The 22,407-nt window shown below is 64.6% G+C and carries 14 protein-coding genes and 1 pseudogene; 8 read left to right on the forward strand and 7 right to left on the reverse strand.

What is annotated here, in order from left to right; all coding sequences use genetic code 11:
* Positions 1 to 232 precede the first annotated feature (232 nt).
* From AC1ZV1_RS12220 to AC1ZV1_RS12230, 3 genes and pseudogenes are all read right to left on the reverse strand, one after another.
* A pseudogene (locus AC1ZV1_RS12220) lies at positions 233 to 599 on the reverse strand (GFA family protein).
* Between the two features lie 115 nt (positions 600 to 714).
* Positions 715 to 2,085 carry a chromate efflux transporter gene (chrA, locus tag AC1ZV1_RS12225; RefSeq protein ID WP_484296942.1) on the reverse strand — a complete coding sequence of 457 codons (1,371 nt, stop codon included), beginning with the start codon at positions 2,083 to 2,085 and terminating at the stop codon, positions 715 to 717.
* Complete coding sequence (locus AC1ZV1_RS12230; protein WP_484296943.1) at positions 2,078 to 3,016, reverse strand: chromate resistance protein ChrB domain-containing protein; 939 nt, start codon at positions 3,014 to 3,016, stop codon at positions 2,078 to 2,080. The genes chrA and AC1ZV1_RS12230 overlap by 8 nt, the downstream gene beginning before the upstream one ends.
* A 411-nt stretch (positions 3,017 to 3,427) precedes the next feature.
* Between AC1ZV1_RS12230 and glsB the strand changes: the two genes are divergently transcribed.
* Positions 3,428 to 4,336 (forward strand): glutaminase B, encoded by a 909-nt coding sequence (gene glsB, locus AC1ZV1_RS12235; protein ID WP_484296944.1) that lies wholly within the window; start codon positions 3,428 to 3,430, stop codon positions 4,334 to 4,336.
* A 57-nt stretch (positions 4,337 to 4,393) separates the two neighbouring features.
* Here glsB and AC1ZV1_RS12240 read toward each other — a convergent pair whose 3' ends face one another.
* Positions 4,394 to 4,609 carry a hypothetical protein gene (locus AC1ZV1_RS12240; protein WP_484296945.1) on the reverse strand — a complete coding sequence of 72 codons (216 nt, stop codon included), beginning with the start codon at positions 4,607 to 4,609 and terminating at the stop codon, positions 4,394 to 4,396.
* Positions 4,610 to 4,919: 310 nt separating this feature from the next.
* On the opposite strand from AC1ZV1_RS12240, the gene tcuC reads away from it, so the two are divergent.
* Together tcuC and AC1ZV1_RS12250 are read left to right on the forward strand one after the other, a co-directional pair.
* Positions 4,920 to 6,221: a tricarballylate/proton symporter TcuC gene (gene tcuC, locus AC1ZV1_RS12245; protein WP_484296946.1), complete on the forward strand. Its 1,302-nt coding sequence runs from the start codon at positions 4,920 to 4,922 to the stop codon at positions 6,219 to 6,221.
* A gap of 16 nt (positions 6,222 to 6,237) precedes the next feature.
* Positions 6,238 to 7,011: a substrate-binding domain-containing protein gene (locus AC1ZV1_RS12250; RefSeq protein WP_484296947.1), complete on the forward strand. Its 774-nt coding sequence runs from the start codon at positions 6,238 to 6,240 to the stop codon at positions 7,009 to 7,011.
* Here the strand turns inward: AC1ZV1_RS12250 and AC1ZV1_RS12255 are convergent.
* A complete protein-coding gene (locus AC1ZV1_RS12255; protein ID WP_484296948.1) occupies positions 6,997 to 7,905 on the reverse strand; it encodes a LysR family transcriptional regulator in 909 nt (302 codons plus the stop codon). The two genes, AC1ZV1_RS12250 and AC1ZV1_RS12255, sit on opposite strands and share 15 nt — an antisense overlap.
* Before the next feature lie 381 nt (positions 7,906 to 8,286).
* Positions 8,287 to 10,245 carry an alkyl/aryl-sulfatase gene (locus AC1ZV1_RS12260; protein ID WP_484297552.1) on the reverse strand — a complete coding sequence of 653 codons (1,959 nt, stop codon included), beginning with the start codon at positions 10,243 to 10,245 and terminating at the stop codon, positions 8,287 to 8,289.
* A 334-nt stretch (positions 10,246 to 10,579) separates the two neighbouring features.
* On the opposite strand from AC1ZV1_RS12260, the gene AC1ZV1_RS12265 reads away from it, so the two are divergent.
* The 3 genes from AC1ZV1_RS12265 to AC1ZV1_RS12275 all read left to right on the forward strand — a co-directional run bounded on the left by AC1ZV1_RS12265 (position 10,580) and on the right by AC1ZV1_RS12275 (position 16,394).
* A complete protein-coding gene (locus AC1ZV1_RS12265) occupies positions 10,580 to 12,436 on the forward strand; it encodes a DUF1302 domain-containing protein (RefSeq protein WP_484296949.1) in 1,857 nt (618 codons plus the stop codon).
* Between the two features lie 12 nt (positions 12,437 to 12,448).
* On the forward strand, positions 12,449 to 13,816 hold the full coding sequence (locus AC1ZV1_RS12270) for a DUF1329 domain-containing protein (RefSeq protein WP_484296950.1): 1,368 nt from the start codon (positions 12,449 to 12,451) through the stop codon (positions 13,814 to 13,816).
* Between the two features lie 160 nt (positions 13,817 to 13,976).
* On the forward strand, positions 13,977 to 16,394 hold the full coding sequence (locus AC1ZV1_RS12275) for a helix-turn-helix transcriptional regulator (RefSeq protein WP_484296951.1): 2,418 nt from the start codon (positions 13,977 to 13,979) through the stop codon (positions 16,392 to 16,394).
* Between the two features lie 20 nt (positions 16,395 to 16,414).
* Here AC1ZV1_RS12275 and AC1ZV1_RS12280 read toward each other — a convergent pair whose 3' ends face one another.
* A complete protein-coding gene (locus AC1ZV1_RS12280; RefSeq protein ID WP_484296952.1) occupies positions 16,415 to 19,135 on the reverse strand; it encodes a winged helix-turn-helix domain-containing protein in 2,721 nt (906 codons plus the stop codon).
* A gap of 262 nt (positions 19,136 to 19,397) precedes the next feature.
* Here AC1ZV1_RS12280 and AC1ZV1_RS12285 point away from each other — a divergent pair, with 262 nt between their 5' ends.
* Both AC1ZV1_RS12285 and AC1ZV1_RS12290 read left to right on the forward strand, forming a co-directional pair.
* Positions 19,398 to 20,528: a CaiB/BaiF CoA transferase family protein gene (locus tag AC1ZV1_RS12285; protein WP_484296953.1), complete on the forward strand. Its 1,131-nt coding sequence runs from the start codon at positions 19,398 to 19,400 to the stop codon at positions 20,526 to 20,528.
* Positions 20,529 to 20,575: 47 nt separating this feature from the next.
* Positions 20,576 to 22,264, forward strand: coding sequence for a GMC family oxidoreductase (locus AC1ZV1_RS12290; RefSeq protein WP_484296954.1), 1,689 nt, complete (start codon positions 20,576 to 20,578; stop codon positions 22,262 to 22,264).
* Positions 22,265 to 22,407: the final 143 nt, after the last annotated feature.

The raw sequence follows: 22,407 nt of genomic DNA on the forward strand, positions 1-22,407 counted from the left end.
CGGGCGAGCTTCGATTGCGCCGCGGAGAAGCGAGGACTTCGCCGGCCGGCTCCCTGAACACTCACGCTGTTCGGAGATGCTCGCTACCGGCAGTCCTTCGGCGGCGATACTCACGACTGCCTGCCGAAAGGCACTCGCGTCGTTAAGGTCCGTCGGTTCTACTCAACCGAGAGCTGCGCGGCCACCGCTGCGACAATGTCTGCATCTGGCCGGCAGCTGACTGCCGAACCAGTCAGGTGCTCTTGGGCCAGGAGTCTTGCAACACGAACCAGGAGGCCTGGCTGCCGACATGAATATGGCGTTGCTGCAATGGTGTGAAGGGTGTGTCCAGTGTGCCCAGGGCTATCGAGACCCAATCGGAAAATTCTCCTTGGCTTTTTGACCAGAACAGGGACCGTCGACGATGAGTAGGACTTGAGCTCATCGTTGCCGGCGACGATCTGCAGATGGTCGCGCGGCACGCTACCGTAGCTGGCAAACGCCGCTCCATGGCCTTTCCGACACTGGCCGCAATGGCAGTGGCTAACAGCCTTTGGTGGCGTTAACACGTCATACCTGACAGATCTGCACAAGCAGCTTCCCTGGAAAGCTTCAATCATTTCGCCATCGATCCTTGAGTGAGCGCGCAGTTTGAATAGAGCGTTGCGGGATGTCGAACTGACGTTCCCCTGCTTCTGCCAATACCCCATAGCGGACGTTCGAGCCACGGGCAATTCAGGTGGCCGCCTTCAGCATATGGGCAGCCAGGCCGATGAGGGCGCAGGCGGTCAGAACCTGAATCACCCCACGCTTGTAGCGGAACAGGGCGATTGCGGCCGCCAGGGCGATGAGCGCCGAGGGCCAGTCGAAGTGCCCCTCGAACCCGGCGGGCCAGAGAACGTGGTAGCCGAAGAACAGCGCCAGGTTCAGGATCACACCCACCACGGCAGCGGTGATACCGGTGAGCGGTGCCGTGAACTTCAGCTCGTTATGGGTCGACTCCACCAGCGGGCCGCCGGCGAGGATGAACAGGAAAGACGGCAGGAACGTGAACCAGGTGACGAGGCTCGCCGCGACAGCGCCTGCCAGGAAAGGATGGTCGGCGCCGAACATCGGCTGGACATAGCCCCCCACGAAGCCCACGAACGCAACCACCATGATCAGAGGCCCTGGCGTGGTTTCGCCCAGGGCCAGGCCGTCGATCATCTGTGCGGGAGACAGCCAGCCGTAGTGACCCACCGCTCCCTGATAGACATAAGGCAACACAGCGTAGGCGCCTCCAAAGGTGAGCAATGCCGCCTTGGTAAAGAACCAGCCCATCTGCGTGAGCGTCCCTTGCCAGCCGAAAGTGGTCGCCAGCAGCCCCATCGGCAGCAGCCAGAGAACCGCGCCGACCAGCAGCAGTTGCAGCAGGCGACTCCAACGAAACCGCGCGTGCTCGGGAGTGGGGGTGTCGTCATCGATCAGGGCAGGCCCGTAGCCAACGTTGCCTGCCTGATGCCCCCCGCCGATGACGAACTTGGTCGGCAGTAAGTGTCCCCCTACGTAACCGAGGATGGCAGCGCCAAGAACGATCAATGGGAAGGGGAGGTTCAACGCGAAGATCGCGACGAAGGAGGCTGCAGCGATGGCCCACAGCCACCCATTCTTCAAGGCGCGCGAGCCGATGCGATGCGCGGCGTGGACGACAATGGCGGTCACCGCTGGCTTGATGCCGTAGAAGAGGCCGGCCACGACCGGCACTTCGCCGAAAGCGATGTACACCCAGGAGAGGCCGATCAGGATGAACAGTGACGGCAGCACGAACAGTGCGCCGGCAATTACTCCGCCCCAGGTGCGGTGCATCAGCCAGCCAATGTAGGTGGCCAACTGCTGGGCCTCGGGGCCAGGCAACAACATGCAGTAGTTGAGCGCATGCAGGAAGCGCCGCTCGCTGATCCAGCGCCGACGCTCGACGAGCTCCTGGTGCATGATCGAGATCTGCCCGGCAGGGCCGCCGAAGCTGATGAACCCGAGCTTGAGCCAGAAAAGGAAGGCTGAGAAAAGCCCTATCGGCAAAGCGCGGGGCGCGGTGGTTTCGACCGCGTCCAGGTGGGGGTCAGCCATTATTCTTTTCCTCACTCGCGAACGCGATAAGCAAACCATCGAACACGCCGGCAGCCGCCTGCAGGAGCTGGTCATCGTCGGTGATGCTCTCGCGCATCCCCGCCAGTACACGTTCGATACCGGACGCTTCAACGGGCTGGACACCGCCCACATCAAGGTAATGCACCAGTCTGGCCAGGCGACCGAGGCCGGGGGCCTGCAGCTGGAAACTGTCCTGCAGTGTCTCGAAGGTGACGCGCTGCCCGTTGTGGGTGAACGTGGCGCCATCAAAATCGAAGCCGAGGGCATCTTTCGGGCAATCACCAGGTGATTCCAGCCAGAGGACCTGTGCATCCGAATCGATGAATCGTCGAATCAACCAGGCACTGGCCAGCCGATCCACCCATGGGCGACAGCGGGTTGCCCAGCGACGGCCCTGAAAGTCCCCACGAACTAACCGCTTGATGGGCATCTCGTGACCGCGCGGTTCGTCGGGCGACAAGGCACGGCTGATCGCCGTTTCCAGGTCTTTCAATACAAGGTCGACTCGTTGCCTTGTGTCGCCCGGGAAGAAGTCGATGGCAACGATCTGTCCGAAGCTCTTGCGCAGCTTCCTGACCTGACGCGCCGTTTGCAGGGCGTTGTCGGGGGACAGCCGGGCATGGCACGTCGAGATTTCCTCGCGGAGCTTTCCGTAATCCTCGGCGCGATCGAATAGCGCTGCGAAGCGTTCACGAGGTTCCTGGACAGAAAACAGAAGGGCAGTGCCGTTAATGGCCAGAACGTCGCGCTCGATGGCTTCCAACGCCTCGCGCCCTCCTGTCTGGTCGGGCAACAGATAGACGCCATCGCGCAGAACAGCTGCTCCGCAGGATTTCAGGCCTCGCCAGGCACGCATGCGTTCGGTGGCGTTCACTGTCGGCAATCCCAGTACCAGAAGTAACCATTTCATATGTAGAGATCGAAACATAAACTGTTTGTATCTCTACATTATCATGTCGCCGAGGCACGTAAAGTGATGCTCGCGAGGTTGGTAGGCTGTTGGCTGGAGGGGGCAGGATTGGACCAGGGAAGGATGCAATGCCCGCTGATGCGCGCTAAATGCCCCAGACAACTGGCTGGCCGCCACCTGATTGAGGCGCCCTCGCAAAGAATGGCTCTGGAGCAGATGCCTTCTGATCAATCCCCGCACCAACGTAGAGCGTCTGTCCTGGATGAGGGCGCTGCGCTCACTCCGTAGAAGGCGGCCGTCGGCGCGACGTCCTGAGGATGCCACTGCCATTTGAGTGTGATCTCTGCTGCTCGGCCTACGTCAAGAATGCTGCCCCGTGCGGTCGTCTGGGGTCTGATAACGGGGCCTTCCATGCAAACGCTGTTGAACGAAATTCTAGAAGCTGTACGTCCCTTGATCGGCAAGGGCAAAGTGGCTGACTACATTCCCGCGCTGGCTGACGTGCCGGCGCATCAGTTGGGAATCGCGGTTTATGGCAATGACGGCAGCTATCACTGCGCGGGCGACGCGTTGGTGCCGTTTTCGGTGCAGAGCATTTCCAAGGTGTTCAGTCTCGTTCAGGCGATTGGTCACTCCGGAGAGGCCATTTGGGAGCGGCTTGGCCATGAGCCTTCGGGCCAACCGTTCAATTCGCTGGTCCAGTTGGAGTTTGAGCGTGGGCGTCCGCGCAATCCCTTCATCAATGCAGGGGCGCTGGTGATCTGCGATATCAATCAATCACGCTTCGCCGCACCCATTCTGTCGATGCGTGATTTCGTGCGGCGTCTGTCGGGCAATGCCCACGTAGCGATGGATGCCCGCGTGGCCGATTCGGAATATCAGTTCCGCGCGCGCAACGCGGCCATGGCTTACCTCATGCAGTCATTCGGTAATTTCCAGAACGAGGTCGAGACGGTGTTGCGCAGCTATTTCAGCTACTGCGCGCTGCAGATGAGTTGCCTGGATTTGGCACGAGCCTTTTGTTTCCTGGCGAACGATGGGTTCTGCAAGCACAGTGGCGAGCAGATTCTGACCCGGCGCCAGACGCAGCAGGTGAACTCGATCATGGCCACCAGCGGGTTATATGACGAAGCAGGGAATTTTGCCTACCGCGTCGGGTTGCCGGGCAAGAGTGGTGTGGGCGGCGGGATCGTGGCCATCGTGCCGGGGCAGTTCACCGTGTGCGTCTGGTCGCCGGAGTTGAATGCAGCGGGCAATTCCCTTGCCGGAATGGCGGCGCTGGAGTTGCTCAGTTCGCGGATCGGCTGGTCGGTTTTCTGATCGGCGAGCGGGTAGGCAGCGGCCACTCGGCGAGCGGCCACTGCTGCGGTCCGATCCTCATCGCTCGGCTTGCCAGGCGATCAGCGCCGCCAAGGCTTCGCTGATGGGCGTAGTGTTGGCCTCCAGAACCTGCAGATGACGGCGGACGGCTTCGGAAGTGTCCGATGATCCGCTTGCCTCCGCCCAGGTGGCGAGCTCCCGAATGGCTGCGCTTGTGGCATTGATGTTCTGGTTGAGGCGACAAACGAGCGAGGGGAGGGGGGAAGTGTTCATGATGACCTCCGCAGAGAGACTTCAGATCACCCGAAAGCAAGAAAGGCCGTACCCATCGATACGGCCTTTTACCGTGAAGCTGCTGCTCTCCAAGCCACACGGCAGGAAAAATTTACCAAAAATAGTTCCTGATTCAAGCCCCCAGGTGAAGCATCACCACAGGGGCGTCTTTGGCTGGAAAAAGGGCTGACTGATAAATTTCATGCATCAATGGATGCAAACATAGCACTTATCGTTTCAAAGTGTGTCCAGCAGAATCCAGCGACCAAAAGCGCCAACAAGCCTAAATAAGATCGCTGGAGAATTACCTATGCATGCCTCTCCCACCCAGGGTTCTTCATCCACTCGCTCCAAGGCGGGTGCCGTGTTTCGCGTCACCTCGGGCAACTTTCTCGAACAGTTCGACTTCTTTCTCTTCGGCTTCTACGCCACGCAGATTGCCGCCGTCTTCTTTCCCGCGTCCAGCGAGTTCGCTGCGCTCATGATGACCTTCGCCGTGTTTGGTGCGGGCTTTCTGATGCGTCCGCTCGGCGCGGTGATTCTCGGGGCCTACATTGATGATGTCGGCCGCAGGAAGGGGTTGATCGTCACTCTGTCGATCATGGCCAGCGGCACTCTGCTGATCGTTCTGGTGCCGGGCTATTCCAGCATCGGCCTCTGGGCCCCCTTGCTCGTGCTGGTGGGGCGTTTGCTCCAGGGCTTTTCGGCCGGCGCCGAACTGGGGGGCGTTTCGGTCTACCTGGCTGAAATGGCGACGGTCGGGCGCAAGGGCTTCTATACCAGTTGGCAATCCGCGAGCCAGCAGGTGGCGATTGTCGTGGCGGCCGCCCTGGGTTACGGGCTGAACCAACTGATGCCACCGGCGATGATTGCGGATTGGGGCTGGAGAATTCCCTTTGCCATTGGCTGCCTGATCGTGCCGTTCATCTTCGTGCTTCGTCGCAGTCTGGAGGAAACCGAGGAGTTTTCCCGTCGCTCCCAGCGACCCACCATGAAACAGGTATTCGCCACGCTGGGCGAAAACTGGCGCGTGGTCCTGGCTGGCCTTCTGATGGTCGCGATGACGACCACGGCGTTTTATCTGATCACGGTATATGCCCCCACTTTCGGCAAGACGGTGCTGAACCTGAGTACGACCGATGCCTTGCTGGTGACCCTGCTGGTCGGCATTTCGAACTTCGTCTGGCTGCCCATTGGCGGGCATCTGAGCGATAGACTCGGGCGTAAGCCGATGCTCGTCGCGATGACGGTACTGGCTATTTTCACGGCATATCCGGCGTTGTCCTTTCTGGCCCAGGCGCCGAGCTTCGCGCATATGCTGGAGGTCCTGCTCTGGTTGTCATTCATCTATGGCCTCTACAACGGCGCGATGATTCCAGCACTCACCGAAATCATGCCGGTAGAAGTCCGGGTCGCGGGCTTCTCGCTGGCTTATAGCCTGGCAACTGCCGTGTTCGGCGGCTTCACGCCAGCTATTTCCACCTGGCTCATTCACTTCAGCGGCGACAAGGGCGCTCCGGGCTACTGGATGACGTTCGCCGCTGTCTGTGCGCTGTGCTCGACCCTGGTGCTCTACCGCGGAAGCTCCTCGCGTGCTCCCATTCCTGCCTGAACGAGGACCCTCCTTGATGACATCACTGAAAGCGCAATTCGCCACCTTGGCCATTGGCCTTTGTACACTGACGGCCGCTCATGCGGAGCAACTGAACGTCATGACCTCGGGCGGCTTCACCGCAGCCTTCCAGCGGTTGAGCCCGATGTATGCGCAGGCGAGTGGCGATACAGTCGAAACCGTACTCGGCCCGTCCATGGGCAAGGCGCCGGAAGCAATCCCCAACCGTCTGGCGCGGGGAGAGAATGCCGATGTGGTGATCATGGTCGGTTACGCGCTGGATGCGCTCATCAAACAAGGCGTGGTGGATCCGGTTTCCAAGGTGGAACTAGCGGACTCGCGCATCGGTATGGTGGTCAAGCAGGGGGCCTCCAAGCCGCAAATCGATACCGAAGAGGCGTTCAAGAAGACCCTGTTGGACGCCGGTTCGATTGCCTACTCCGATAGCGCCAGCGGGGTCTACATCCAGAGCACGCTTTTCGACCGGCTGGGGGTGAAACAGCAGGTGGAGTCGAAGGCCAGAATGATAGAGCGCATACCAGTTGCCTCGGTTGTCGCCTCCGGCCAGTACGACGTTGGCTTCCAGCAGGTCGCCGAGTTGCTGCCGGTCCCCGGAGTGACCGTGGTCGGCAAGATTCCCGAAAGCCTGCAATCGGTAACCCGGTACTCCGCCGGCATCCCGCGCAATGCGAAACACCCGGAGCAGGCGAAGAAGCTGCTGTCCTATCTCTCGTCCGCGGCAGTGCAACCAGTGGTTCGGGCCACCGGGCTGGACTCAGTCCCTCGGTGATTTCAACGGGGTGCTTCTGACCAGTCTTTCCAGTTCGAGCGCAGCGGGCGTAAGCGTTCGTCCGCTGCGCTTGATCAGCCCGACATTGCGCACGACCAGCGGCTCCTCCAGGGGAACCGCCTTGAGTAGGGGGTGGCTGGTTCGGGGCATGGCGATGGACGGCACGGCGGCTACTCCCACGCCAGCTTCCACCAGCCCGATCGCGGTGGTGACATGTCGCGTCTCGCAGATGCTGTGTCTGGCTGGGGCCACGCGTTTCAGTGCCTGGCTCAGGATGAGGCGGTTGCCGGATGTCTTGTCCAGCGAGATGTAGTCGTGCTCGTACATCTCGGACCAGGTCACCGAGGATCTATCCGCCAGGGGATGGTCGCGTCTGCAGGCCATTACGTAGCGCTCTTCGAGCAACAGGTCGAAGGTCATTTCCGGGCTCAGATTACCGCTGAAGGTTACCCCGAAATCTGCCTCGCCACTGGCTACGGCTGCGTTCACCTCATGCGCGCTGGCGTCCACCAGCAAGATCCTGATGCGGGGATACAGGCGATGGAATTCACTGATCACCTCCGGCATGAAATAGTAGGCGGCCGAAGGGACGCAGGCGATGGTAACCCGCTCCATTCTGCTGGAGGCAACATCGGCAATGCTCATCAACGCGGTGTCCAACTGATCGAGCACCCGCTCCACTTCTGGAACGAAGGCGCGCCCCACAGCTGTCAGGCTGACCTTTCGCGTCGTCCTGTCGAACAGTCGCACATTCAAAGCGGATTCCAGCTTTTCGATACGCCTGCTCAACGCCGGCTGCGTGATCTTGACCGCCTCGGCAGCCTTTCGAAAACTGCCGTTCTCCACTACTGCGCGGAATGCCTGGAGATCGTCCAGGTCGAAATTGATGCTCATTGCAATGTCAGGATTGATAATCAGACTGCATCAATACCACTTTCGCTCATGGTCGGGAAAGTTTCCTCGGCGAGTCGCTTCGCAGCGCGCTGCCAACGCGAAAATTCAACGCTGACTGGGAAACCTCGTCATGCGCGGACGGGGGGCAAGTCCGTCGCTGGTCGTGACGCCATGGCGGGTGAATTCAGTACTTGGTCGGAGCACCGCAGCGCCCAATGCGGGACCTCCCCACGAGTCTACTTCGCCAATGACGGCTAGCCGGGGCCTACCTTGGCCAGAGGCAACAACCGACCCATAGCGGCCGTTGGAGATCAGCTAATACGCCCGTTGAGGTATGCCAGTTGGTTCCGGCCGCCCGGAGGCGGCCGGAGGTTCGATCGATCAGGGTGTGACGACATTGAACTGCGGGGCGAAGCTGTCGACCATGCCAAGGAACTGGCCAAGCCTGGCGTTTTCACCGACGAGCTTGATGCCGCCCTGCTTGATCGCGGTGGGGAAGTCCAGCTGGCGCAGGCTGATGCGGTCCAGGGTCGCCTTGCTGAGCGTCACCGTCAGGTCGGCCTTGGGTGCGAGCTGCTTGTTCCGGTGGGTCAGCACGCCGTTGCGCAGGGTCAGGGCATAGTTTTCCTGCAGGTCGTCGAACACCCAGTTCATCACCATGTCGTGGCCCTCGGCTTTCTCGCTGTCCAGGCGCACGGCGAGGAAGTCGAAGAACATGCTCGGCGACATGGCCTTGATCAGGTCATTGCGCACCGAACCGGTACCTGCTGCAGGCACGCCATTGCGCAGCTCCATGGCGGCCGTCAGGTACATGTTGCGCCACAGAGCGTTCTCGGACTGATAGCCCAGCTGCTCCAGGGCGTCGGCCTGCAGCGCCTTGGCCTGCTGGTTGTCCGGCTGGGCGAAGACCAGGTTGTTGCCCAGTGTCGCGGCCCAACGGTACTCGCCCTTGTCGATCGCCGCCTTCATCAGCTTGAGCACCGCATCGGCGCCGCCGAGGGACTCGACGTAGTGCTGGCCCAACTCAACCGGCGGCAGCGGGTTGAGGTTGGCCGGGTTGCCATCGTAGTAACCGAGGTAGCGCTGGTACACGGCGCGCGAGTTATGACTCAGCGAGCCGTAGTAGCTGCGGGTGTACCACTTGTTTTCCAGGTTGCCGGGCAGGCGATCCATCTTCTGGGCGATCTCGGTCGGTGTCAGGCCCTGGTTCATCAGGTGCAGGGCGCGGGCATCGAGGAAGGCGTACATGTCGCGCTGGTCGGCCAGGAAGGTCTGGATGCGCTGCGCGCCCCAGGTCGGCCAGTTGTGCGAGACGAACATGACGTCGGTCTTGTCGCCGTAGCGCACCAGGCTGTCGTCGATGTATTCGGCCCAGGCCTTGGCGTCGCGCACCAGAGCGCCACGTGGGGTCAGCAGGTTGTGCATCATCTGCGTGCTGTTCTCGGACATGCACAGCGCGCGTAACTGCGGGAAGTAGAAGTTCATTTCCGCCGGCGCCTCGGTGCCTGGCGTCAGCTGAAACTCGATTTTGATACCGGCAACGTCGTGAGATTCGAACTGCTCGCGGATCAGGTCAGTCGGCTCGATCAGTGTCAGGGTGCCGCCGGAAGGTGCGACCTTGCCCATGCCGCCGTCGAGCTGCCCTTGCGTCCCGCGCGGCAGCAGGGTGCCGAACTGGAATTGCGAGCGGCGCGCCATGGCCGTGCCGGCGAAGATGTTCTCGCTGATGGCGTGTTCCATGAAACCGGACGGTGCGTAGATCTTCACCTTGCCGCTCTTCACGTCCGCCTCGTCGACTACCCCGCGTACGCCGCCGAAGTGGTCGGCATGGCTGTGGCTGTAGGCTACTGCCACCACCGGCTTGTGCGGGCGATGCTGGTAGTACAGCTCCAGCGCCGCGCGTGCGGTTTCCTCGACGGTCAGCGGATCGATGATGAACAGGCCGTCGTCGCCTTCGACGATGGTCATGTTCGACACGTCCATGCCGCGCAGCTGGTAGATGCGATCGGAGACCTGGAACAGGCCGGCGTGGCTGTTCAGTTGCGCCAGGCGCCAGAGGCTCGGGTTGACGGTGTCGGGCGCCTTGTCGGCGTCGAGGAAATCGTACTGCTGGGTATCCCACACCACATTGCCCGCAGCGTTGCGGATCTGTCCGTGGAACGGCGCTATGAGGCCACGGCTGACCGACTCGTAGTCGTCACGGTCACTGAACGGTAGGGTCTTGAGCACCTCGGCGTTCTTCGCCGCAGTGATGGCGCTGGCCGGCTGCACGGGCGCGGCGGCGAGCAGGGATTGGCTCAGGCTGGCGGCCAGAATGCCGGCCAGGCAGTGGTGAAGCAGCGGAACGTTTTTCACGTGGACTCCTGGGACTTCTTGTTTTCGATGGATGCGTGACGTGGCTGCATTTGAGTGGCGCGCCGGCGGACTGCCAATCACCTGACGGGGTGATTCGGCCCGGACGGGTGAGCGGGCGGCGAGGGAGGGCGTTACCGCTGGTATCGGCGCGGTGCGAAGGGCACCTGGGCAGCGGCGGCAAAGCGTCGGCGCAGAGGGAGGAAACGGGCGGGAATCACCTGCAAGGGTGAGGGTGAAAATCACCTGATCGGGCGGTTTTTGCGGGCTTCGGGCACTGCCAGCATGCGCACTCCAACACCTGGACCACCTGGAGTACCGCATGCCAACAATAACAATGCGCGGACACTTTCGACCGCAGGCGCTGGCCCTTGCCATCGCCCTGGCGAGCGCGCCTTGCGCACACGCCGTCAACTTCAACATCGGGGAAATCGAGGGGCAACTGGATTCGTCGGCATCCCTGGGGATGAGCTGGGCGCTGAGCAACCCGGACCCGAAATTCATCTCCAACTACAACGTGGTCGGCGCCAAGGGCAAGGCCGCCTCGCGCACCGCCGATGACGGCCGCCTGAACTTCAGCAAGGGCGACGTATTCTCGAAGATCTTCAAGGGCACCCACGACCTCGAACTCAAGTACGGCGACTCGGGCGCCTTCCTGCGCGGCAAGTACTGGTACGACTTCAAGCTCAAGGACGAGGACCTGCGCTACTACAACATCGACGACCATGGCCGCGACCAGTCGGCCAAGGCCTCGGGCGGGGAGTTCCTCGACGCCTTCCTCTACCACAACTACCAACTGGGGGACCTGCCGGGCAACGTGCGCTTCGGCAAGCAGGTGGTGAGCTGGGGCGAGAGCACCTTCATTCCCAACTCGATCAACTCCATCAACCCGGTGGACGTCTCGGCCCTGCGCCGCCCTGGTGCCGAGGTGAAGGAGGCGCTGGTGCCGATCCAGCTGCTGTACTTCTCCCAGGGCCTCTCCGAGAACGTCACCGCCGAGGCCTTCTACCAGATCAAGTGGGACAAGACGGTCACCGAGAACTGCGGCACCTTCTTTGCCGTGGATGCCGTGGCCAAGGGCTGCAACGATCGCCTGGTGATCGCCGGTCCCGACTTCGCGCCCAATGACCCGCGCAGCAACGCCGGCACCATCCTGGATGTTGCCACCAATCGCGCCAACGCCTACATCCCCCGCACCGACGACCACGAACCGGGCGACTCCGGGCAGTTCGGCCTGGCCATGCGCTGGTTCCTGCCGGACTTCAACGACACCGAACTGGGCGCGTACGTGATGAACTATCACAGCCGCAACCCGTTCCTGAGTTTCACCCGCACCACCTACGCCGGCGCGTCCAACGCGCTGACCACCGCCAGCCGCGTGCGGGGTGCCAGCTACTTCGTCGACTACCCCGAAGACATCCGCCTGTACGGCCTGAGTTTCCAGACCAACATCGGTGGCGTGGCGCTCAACGGCGAGGTCAGCTATCGGCCGAACATGCCGATGCAGATCAACACCGCCGACCTGAACCTGGCGGCCGTCAACCAGGTAGGCCTGGTCAACGGTGTCGCCACCGCCGTCTCGCCGGTGTTCGTCGATGGCCAGGCGGTCAACGCCCCCGGCGCGTCGATCGAAGGCTACAAGCGCCTGCCGTTCACCCAGGTGCAGGTCAGCGCCACGCAGTTCTTCGACCAGGTGCTGGGCGCCGAACGCCTGACCGTGGTCGGCGAGGTCGGCTACGACCACATCAGCGGCATCGGCAATTCGGTGGGTGACCTGCGCTTCGGCCGCAGCCCGACCTTCGGCGCCGGCGAGCTGCTCGACCAGTCGGTGTGCGTGGGAACTGCCGCGGGTACCAAGACTGCCAGCAACCCGCAGCAGGAATGCAACAACAAGGGCTTCTACACCACCAGCTCGTGGGGCTACCGCGTGCGCGGCATCCTCGACTACCCGAACGTCGTCGCCGGCATCAACTTCAAGCCGAACATGGCCTGGTCGCAGGACGTCAATGGCACCGGCCCGAGCTTCGAGGAAGGCGCCAAGGCCATCAGCCTGGGCGTGGATGCCGACTACCAGAACACCTACACGATGAGCCTGAGTTACACCAACTACTTCGGCGGCGATTACAACACCCTGACCGACCGCGACTACATGTCGGTCAGCGTCGGCGTGAACTTCTGAGCAGGTGAGCACATGCAAGCAAAGACAATGATCAAGGGCGCCATTCTCGGCATCAGCCTCCTGGCCTGTTCGGTGCAAGCCGCGGTCTCCGCGCAGGAAGCGGACAAACTGGGCAGCGCGCTGACGCCCATGGGCGCGCAGAAGGAAGGCAATGCCGACGGCAGCATCCCGGCCTGGACCGGTGGCCTCAAGCCCGGCGCGGCGAAGGTGGAGAACGGTTTCCTCGCCGATCCGTTCCCCACCGACAAGCCACTGTTCGTGATCACCGCGGCCAACGCCGAGCAGTACAAGGACAAGCTCACCGCCGGCCAGCTGGCGATGTTCAAGCGCTACCCGGACAGCTACAAGATGCCGGTCTTCATCACCCGCCGTACCGCTTCGAGCCCGCAGGCGGTATACGACGCGGTGAAGCAGAGCGCGGTGACCACCCAGGAAGCCAACGACGGCAACGGCCTGGCCAATTTCAGCTCGCACTACTACGCCTTCCCGATTCCGCAGAACGGCGTGCAGGTGATCTGGAACCACATGACTCGCTACCGCGGCAGCAACCAGCACCGCGAGACCGTGCAGGCCACGCCGCAGACCAACGGCTCATACAACACCGTGAGCATGGTCGAGGACATCGCCTACCCGCAGACGCTGACCGGCGGCGCCGACAGCAAGCAGAGCGAGAACGTGCTGTTCTACTACAAGCAGCAGGTGACCGCGCCGTCGCGCCTGGCGGGCAACGTGCTGCTGGTCCACGAGACCATCGACCAGGTCAAGGAACCGCGCCTGGCGTGGATCTACAACGCCGGCCAGCGCCGCGTGCGGCGCGCCCCGCAGGTGGCCTACGACGGTCCGGGTACCGCTGCCGACGGCCTGCGCACCGCGGATGACCTGGACATGTACAACGGCGCGCCGGACCGCTACCAGTGGAAGCTGGTCGGCAAGAAGGAAATGTACGTCCCGTACAACAACTACCGCCTGTGGTCCACCCAGCTCAAGTACGACGACATCCTCAAGGCCGGGCACATCAACCCGGAGCACGCACGCTACGAGTTGCACCGCGTGTGGGTGGTGGAAGCCACGCTGAAGCCGGGTGAGCGGCACATCTACGGCACCCGCCGGATGTACGTCGACGAGGACACCTGGGCCATCGTCGCCACCGACCAGTACGACGGCCGCGGCCAGCTCTGGCGCGTCGGCGAGGGCTTCCAGGTGAACGACTACGAGCAGGGCATCTCTGTGTACGCCGTGCAGTCGCTGAACGACCTGATCGCCGGGCGCTACATCGCCATGGGACTGGTCAACGAAGCTCGCAAGGGCGCGCAGTTCGGCGTCAGCGCAGCGATGAACGACTTCACCCCTGCGGCCCTGCGCAACGCCGGTATCCGCTGATCCATTGCTCCTGAAACAGCCCGGCGCCGCGACCTGCGTGGCGGCGCCGGGTGAGGGCTAGTCCTGCGGCTAGTCCGAACGACCGATTGTCCCGCCTCGTCCCGCAATGATCTTCTGACACCCCGACGCAGCACGAACTACAACGATAACGGGTGTCGCCATGTCCAGTTTCCCTGCCATTGCCGCCGGTTCGCCGGTTGCCCTGCAACTGCCCCGCGAGCATCTGCTGCACGCCCTGCTGGAGTCGCCCCGGCGCCTGAACCTGCTGTGTGCTCCGGCCGGCTATGGCAAGAGTGCGCTCGCCCGCGCGCTGCTGGAGCGCCTGCCAGCGAGCTGCGCGCGCGCCTGGCTGGATTTCGCCGGGCAACCCCTGGCATTGAACGTGGCTAGCGCACAGGTAGCTCGCCAGCTCGGCCTGCTCGACAGCGACCCGGAGAGCGTGCAACTGGCCTTGCAGTCGCGCCGGCAACCGCTGTGGCTGGTGCTGGACGACTACCCGCAGGCCGCCGACCCCGAACTGGATGCCTGGCTGCAGCGCCTGCTCGGCCTGGGGGACGCGCCGCTGTACCTGCTGGTCAGTTGCCGCCAGCGGCCGGCCTGGAACCTCTCGCGCCTGTTGCTGGATGAGCGCCTCTGCGAACTGGGCGCCGCGCGCCTGGCGTTCAATCGCGAGGAGTGTGATGCCCTGGCGCTGGCGCAGGGTTACGACGCCGACTGCCGTGAGCGCCTATGGGTGGCCACCCAGGGCTGGTGTGCGGGCGCGCGGCTGGTACTCAGTGCGCGCGATGGCGTGCATGCGCCGGGCGAAGTCGCGTCCTGGCTGCGCACCTACCTGTCCCAGGAGCTGCTGGGGCGGCTCGATGCCGAGACCGGCGCAATGCTCTGCGGTCTCGCCTACCTGCCACGCTTCAACCGGGACATCTGCGCGAGCCTGTGGGAAGAGCAGGGCGGCGTCCTCTTCGATCGCCTGCAGCAGGGCCAGGGCTTTTTCCTCGCGCTGGACGCCGAGGCCAGCTGTTTCCGCCTGCCGCCGCTGGTGGCCAAGGCGCTGCAGTGCCATCTGCAAGGCCCGGCGTTGATCCGTCTGCGCCTGCGCGCCTGTGGCGTGCTGAGCCAGGCCGGCTGGTTGGACGAGGCCATCGAGATGGCGCTGGAAGCTGGCCAGCCTGAGGTTGCCGCCGGCTACATGGATCGCCTGGACATGGACTGGCTGTTCAGCGGTCGCCACCTGAGGCTGCTGCTGGAGTGGCGCGAGCGGCTGCCGGCGACTCTGCTGGAAAGCACGCCACGGCTGATCAGCCTGAGCGCCCGCGCGCTGCTGTTCAGCTGGCGTCTGGACGAAGCGCACCGCTGCATCGAGCGCCTGGGCAACTTCCTGCCGCAGCCCCAGGCTCCGCGCAATCGTCGCCTGCTGGCCAACTGGCTGGCCCTGCATGGTGCGCTGGACGGCATGCACGGTCGCCTGGAGCAGGCCCGCGACTACTGCAACGCCGCGCTCTGCGACCTGGAGCCGCGTGACTGGCGCTCGACCCTGCTGTGCCTGACCACCCTGGCGCGCCTGGACATGGCCACCGGCGAGCTGCCGCAAGCCCGCCGAACTCTCCAGGCCGCGCTGGAGCTGGCGCGGCGGCAGGGCTGCCTGGCCAGCGAAGTGCTGATCGACTGTGACCGTGTGCGCCTGTGCCTGCTGGCCGGCGAGCGCGAGCAGGCCCGCAGCCTGCTGGATGCCTGCCGCGAGCGGCTGCCGGCCAGCGGTGAAGGGCATGAATTGCTGCGTGGGCGCCTGGCCTTCCTTGATGGCGAACTGCTGCTCCTGCAGGGCGACACGATGGCGGCCACGACCTCGCTGGAGCGCGGGCTGCGCCTGGCGCGGTCGTGCGCCGACCCGTACATCCTGCATGGCCTGCTGGGACGCGCAGAAGCCGCCTCGCGCAGCGCCGACGCCCCGGCGGCCCAGCGTTTCTGCGAGGAAGCCGAGCGCCGCATGCATTGCTGGAAGGTGCAGCCTGACTGCTACCGGCTGCCGCTGGAAAGTCTCAAGCTGCGCCTGCTGGCGCGCCAGGGGCAATGGCTGCGCCTGCATCACGAGGCCAGCGTACTGGTTGCCGAACTCGAACAGCGGCCGGAACGAGTCGCGCCTCTGCATACACCGTCGCTGCCGCAGCGTGTGCGTTACCTGCTGGCGCTGGCCGAGGCCGGCTGCGGTCGGATCGATACCGCTAAAGAGCGCCTGCTGCAGTTGCGTGACGAATGCCAGGGCCTGGGTTACCAGGCGCTGGCGAGCGAGACCGAGCATGCCTCGCACAGCCTACGGGTCGAGATCGCCCCGGACCGCCTGCCCAGCCTGCTGCCAACGTCCAGCGGCGAGATCGAGGACAGCGCCCACGGCCTCACGGCGCGGGAGGTCGCCGTACTGCGCCTGCTCGCAGAGGGCCTGTCGAACCAGGAGATCGGCAACAGCCTGTTCATCTCGCTGAACACCGTGAAGACCCACGCCAAGAAGATCAACGTCAAGCTGGGCGTGCGCCGGCGCACCCAGGCCATTGTCCGCGCCAAGTCCTTGGGTCTGCTGGGCTGAGCCGAGCCCGCGTGCCTGCTTCAGTCGAGCAGGCCGCGCGCCCGGGCGATCGCCACGGCTTCGGTCCGCCCTTGGGCGCCGAGCTTGGCGTTGATGTTGCGCAGGTGGGATTTCACGGTGAACTCGGAAAGGAACATCTTCTCGGCGATCACCTTGTTCCGGTGTCCGGCTGCCAGCAGGCGAATCACCTGGATTTCACGGGTGGTCAGGCCTTCGCCGGCTGCGCCGGCAACCTGGCCGTTGCTTGGCGCCTCGCCGTGGCCGACGAAGCGCTGCAGCAGCGTGGTGAGGAACCGGGGTTCGATCCCCAGCGCTCGCGACTGCGCCTGATGCAGCACGGCCCAGCGTTGCAGCAGGCTGCCCAGGCGCGGGCCTTCATCGAGGAAGGTGCGCATGAAGCCTTCGTGGCTGGCGAAGCGCAGCGCCTCGCTGAGCGCTTCGAAGGATTCCTCGGTGCGCTCCAGGGCGTTCAGCGCCAGGGCATGCAGCAGGCGCAGCTTGAGTTCGCGGCGATGGTGCTGGCGGGCCTGCGCCTCGGCCATCGCGTCACGCAGTTCGCGCTCGGTGTCCTCGCAGTCGCCCAGGGCGATGCGCAGGCGGAAGCGAGCGATGCTCGGTGTATCGACATCATTGCCGTGCAGCAGGATGCCAGGCCGCTCCCAGTCGCCATGCAGCTCGGCATAGCGCAGGGACTGGCGGGCCGAATCCAGGCGATTCTCCAGGGTCGCCGCGCGGGCGCGCTCCAGCCAGGCCGAGCAGATCACCCGCGCTGAGCCGGACTGCTGGCCGATCTGTTCCAGGTCAGCCAGCAGGCGCAACCAGGTATCGCGGTCGCCCTTGAGCAGGGCGACGCGGGCCAGCAGCACATGGCAGGAAATCAGCGAATCCGGCGGGCTGCTTTCCTTGGCGTGGGGCAGCACTTCGCCCAGCAGTTGCTCCACCTCGTCCAGCGCATCGGTCTCGAACAGCGCGATGGACAGGGTGATCTCAAGCGATGGCCGCCCGGCGAGAATCTTCTCCGCACCGCCGAAGGCCTGCGACGGGAAGGCCGCCTGCAGGCGCGCCACGGCATTGCCCAGGCGTCCCTGGATCATGTCCAGCACGCCCTCCAGGCAACTGGCGACGCTGCCCATGGACTGGGTACGACTCTGCGAACAGCGCAGGATGGCCCGCGACAGCAGGCGCCGCGCCTCTTCGTAGCGGCCGGTGGAGACCAGGCTGTAGCCCAGACTGTTGGCGATCACGCCGTACTGGAACTGCTCGTCGTCGGGAATCCGCTGAATATGCGCAAGGCCGGCCTCGCAGCAGGCTTCCACCTGGTCGGTGAGGGCGAACAGCAGGCAGCGGATGGTTTCCGCCTCCAGCGCCGCCGGCTGCTCGCCGTCCTCCGTGGCGCCACGCAGCAGCGCGATGCTGGCCAGGGCGTCGTTGTAGCGACGGTGCAGGGCGAGGGTCCAGGAGTAGCCCAGGCAGAGGTTCGGATAGCGCTGCAGGGTCTGCTGCGGAATCTGGTCCAGCCAGCGCAAAAGCAGGCGCGAGCGCCCGACGTCCATGAACTCGCCGACATGTCGGGTCAAGTGCCGGGCCGCCTCGTCGCGTGCGCCGGCCTGCAGCAGGTGGTCGATGGCCGGCACCGGGCGCTGCTCGGCCAGGTACCACTGCGCCGCCAACTGGTGCAGCTGGGCGGCACGGCCAGGGTAGGAACGCTGCAGGGCATCGCGCAGGTAGCTGGCGAACAGGCTGTGGTAGCGGAACCACTGGTGTTCGCTGTCCAGCGGGAACAGGAACAGGTTGGCGCGCTCCAGGTAGGCGAGCATGTCCTGGCCGTCCTGCCCGCCAGTGACGGCGTTGCACAGCGGCACGCTGAGCTGGTCGAGCACGCTGGTGAGCAGGAGAAACTGCCGGCAGGCCTCGCTTTGCCGCGCGAGGATGTCCTCGGTCAGGTATTCGGCCAGTTCCAGGTTGCTGCCAGAGAAACTGGAAACGAAAGCCGCGTGGTCGTTGCGCCCCTGCAGCGACAGGCTCGCCAGGTAAATGGCGGTGATCCAGCCCTCGGTGCAGCGGTAGAGCGTGGCGATCTCGGCGTCGCGCAACGGCAGCTCGCGCTTGTCGCGGATGAAGCGGGTGGCTTCCTCTAGGGAGAAGCGCAGTGCGCCCGGGTTGAACTCCAGCAACTGGCCACGGGCGCGAATACGGCCCAGGCCAATGTCCGGGGTCGAGCGCGAGGCCAGCACCAAGACACCGCAGGGCGGCAGGACGTCGATCAGTTGCTGGACGAAGTTTAGCACTGCCGGGTTGTGGATCGTTTCGAACTCGTCCAGCAGCAGGGCAAAGGGTCCGGTACGGTCGGAGAGTTCTTCCAGCAGGGTCTGCATCTGCTGTGACAGGCCCTGCGACTCGATAACCGGCGTGGCATCGAGTTGGCACAGGCCGTTGGCAAGGTGGGCGACGAAGCGCTGCAGGTCGTTGTCCGCTGCATCCAGGTTGAGCCAGAGCACCTGGCGATCCTGGCCCAGGCAGCGTTCGCGGTACTGCTGCAGCAGGGTCGTCTTGCCGAAGCCGGCGGCCGCGCGGATCAGGATCAGTCGCGCGCTGGACTGGTCCATCTGGTCCAGCAGGTGCTGGCGGGGCAGGTGGCTGGAGGAAGCCGACGGCGTGGCGAACTTGCTAGACAGGACGCGCAGCGGCGCGGCGGACCCGGCGGAAGCGGCGGGAGGGGTGGCGGAAAACTCGGCAGACATGGCAACTCCGCAGGCCGGTCGTATGGCTGCGCTGGGCGCGCCGCCGGCTCATTTGTTTTTCTATGTCGCGGCATCTTGCCACGGTCGGCGACGGGACCGCAGTCGTCCATTCGAACTACTCGGCAGTTTGAGGCACGCCAGAGCCCCGAAACGAACTAGCCGGCGTTTCGTCCGTTCGATCCATTGTTGGACGCCGGCCCGTCGTTACGCTGGGAAACCGCCGGGTATCCCGGCGCTTGCACAGCCAGACAGGAGCGATGCGATGGCGGGCCCGCTGACGGGATTGAAGGTAATCGAGATGGTCGGCCTGGGGCCGGCGCCATTCTGCGCCATGTTGCTGGCCGACATGGGCGCCGAAGTGATCCGCGTGCAGCGTCCCGGACAGGCGCTGGGCGAGCGGGCGCGCTTCGACGTGCTCGGCCGCAGCCGTCGCGCCATCGCCCTGGACCTGCGCCAGAGCGAAGGGGTGGAAACCCTGCTGCAGCTGCTGGAGGGCGCCGACGCGCTGATCGAGGGCTACCGCCCCGGCGTGATGGAACGCCTGGGCCTGGGCCCGGAGCAATGCCTGCAGCGTAATCCGAAACTGGTCTACGGCCGCATGACCGGCTGGGGCCAGAGCGGCCCGCTGGCCCAGGCCGCCGGTCACGACATCAACTACATCGCCCTGGTCGGCGCGCTGCATGCGATCGGTCGGCCCGGCGAGAAGCCGGTGGTGCCGCACAACTACATCGGTGATTTCGGTGGCGGCGGCATGCTGCTGGGTTTCGGCCTGCTCTGCGCGCTGCTGGAAGCGCAGCGCTCCGGCAAGGGGCAAGTCGTCGACGCGGCCATGACCGATGGCACCGCGTTGCTCTCGGCGATGATGTACGGCTTCCGGGCGGGCGGCCGCCTGAGTGACGAGCGCGGCGCCAACCTGCTCGATGGCGGCGCGCACTTCTACGACACCTACGCCTGCGCCGATGGCCGTTTCATCGCCCTGGGCGCCATCGAGCCGCAGTTCTACGCCGAGTTGCTTCAACGCTGCGGCATCGAAGACCCGCAGTTCCAGCAGCAGATGGACCCGCGCCAATGGCCGCAGCTCAAGGCCAAGCTCACCGCGCTGTTCCTGCAGCGCAGCCGCGCCCAGTGGTGCGAGCTGCTTGAAGGCAGCGACGCCTGTTTCGCCCCGGTGCTGGACTGGGCCGAAGCCGCACAGCACCCGCATAACCGCGAACGCGGCACCTACCTCGAACTCGACGGCGTCCTGCAGCCGGCGCCGGCACCGCGTTTCAGCCGCACCCCGGCCGCCAGGCCGACGCAGGCGTCGAGTGAGCCGCAGAGCGAAGCGGTGCTGCGCGACTGGGGGCTGAGCGACGCACGCATCGCCGACCTGCAGCAGGCCGGTGTCATCTGAACCCGCCTCCGCAGCGGCAAACGCACAACAACAAGAAAGGTGAACCGATGGAACGCTTGTACGAATACATAGTGGTAGGCGCTGGCTCGGCCGGATGCGCCGTGGCCGGGCGGTTGGCCGAGGCCGGCTGCAGTGTGGCGCTGCTGGAAACCGGTGGCCATGACCATCATGGCAAGGTCACGGTGCCGGTGGGCCTGGTGCTGACCATCCCGCGCAAGGGCGACTACAACTATGCCTACGAAAGTACTGCGCAACCCAGCCTGGCCGGGCGTGCCAGCTACCTGCCGCGCGGTCGTGGGCTGGGCGGCAGCTCCTCGATCAATGGCATGCTGTACCTGCGTGGCACGCCGTCGGACTACGACGGCTGGGCTGCTCGCGGCTGCCAAGGCTGGGGATGGCAGGACGTGCTGCCGTACTTCAAGCGCGCCGAGAACAACGAGCGCGTTGCCGGCAAGGACGATGCGCTGCACGGCGGCAGCGGCCCGCTGCATGTCACCGACCCGCGCTCGCCGTGCTCCTGGGCGCGCCATTTCATCGAAGCGGCGGCCAGCGCCGGACACGCCTACAACCACGATTTCAACGGGCCGCAGCAGGAAGGCGCCGGCTACTTCCAGGTCACCCAGTTCAACGGTGAGCGCTGGAACTCCGCGCGTGCCTACCTGCACCGTGGCAACGCCAGCGACCCGGCGAACAATGGAGGGCGTTCAAACCTGCAGGTGCTCACCGGCACCCGTGCCTTGCGCATCCTGTTCCAGGGCAAGCGGGCGACCAGCGTGCTGGTGGAGCGCGACGGCCAGGAAGTGGCGCTGCAAGCCTCGCGGGAAGTGATCGTCTGCGCTGGCAGCCTGGTCTCACCGCAGCTGCTGATGGTGTCTGGCATCGGCCCGGCGGCACACCTGCGGCAGCTGGGTATCGCTCCGTTGCACGACGCGCCTGAGGTAGGGCAGAACCTGCAGGAGCATCCGGACCTGATCCTGCACAAGCGCATCTTCAGCACTGACCTGTTCGGCGTGACCGTGCGCGGGGCGCTCAGCTACCTGTGGCAGTGGCGCAAGTACAAGCGCGAGCGCGGTGGCCTGTTCACCCGTACCTTCACCGAGGCCGGGGCCTTCCTCAAGACCGACCCGGCGCTGGCCGATCCGGATATCCAGCTGCACTTCGTGATGTCCTCCGGCGACAACCACGGACGCACCTTCCACTACGGCAGCGGCTACTCTGTGCACGTCTGCGTGCTGCGCCCGCACAGCCGCGGGCAGATCCGCCTGGCCAGCGCCGACATGCGCGACGCCCCGCAGATCGAGCTGAACCTGCTGCAGGATGAGCGCGACATGGCGACCATGCTCAAGGGTGTGAAGATCGTCCACCAGATACTGGAACAGCCTGTGCTCACGCGCTTCGGCGGCAAACCGCTGTTCCATGGCCACCTGAAGTTCGACGGCAGTGATGACGATGCGGTGAAGCAGATGATCCGCGAGCACTGCGACAACGTTTACCACCCGGTGGGCAGCTGCCGGATGGGCGGCGACGAGCAGTCGGTGGTCGACCCGCAGCTGCGTGTGCGCGGTGTCCAGGGCCTGCGCGTGGCAGATGCCTCGGTGATTCCGCTGCAGGTGGGCGGCAACACCAACGCGCCAACCATCATGATCGGCGAGAAGTGCGCCGACCTGCTGCTGGCCGAGCGCAACGACGCCCAACCGGGCCGCGCGGCCTCGCTGGGCGAGCTGCAGCACAGCTGATATCGGGTTGTACGGGGGGAGGGCCGGGCGGCTTCGGGCGCCTGGCCCTTTTTTTCAGGGGTTTTGCCTTGGTGCAGCGTTTGGCGCGGTTCCCTCTCCCTAACCCTCTCCCTAACCCTCTCCCTTCAGGGAGAGGGTTAGGG

This window comes from Pseudomonas sp. BB438, from assembly GCF_057180225.1.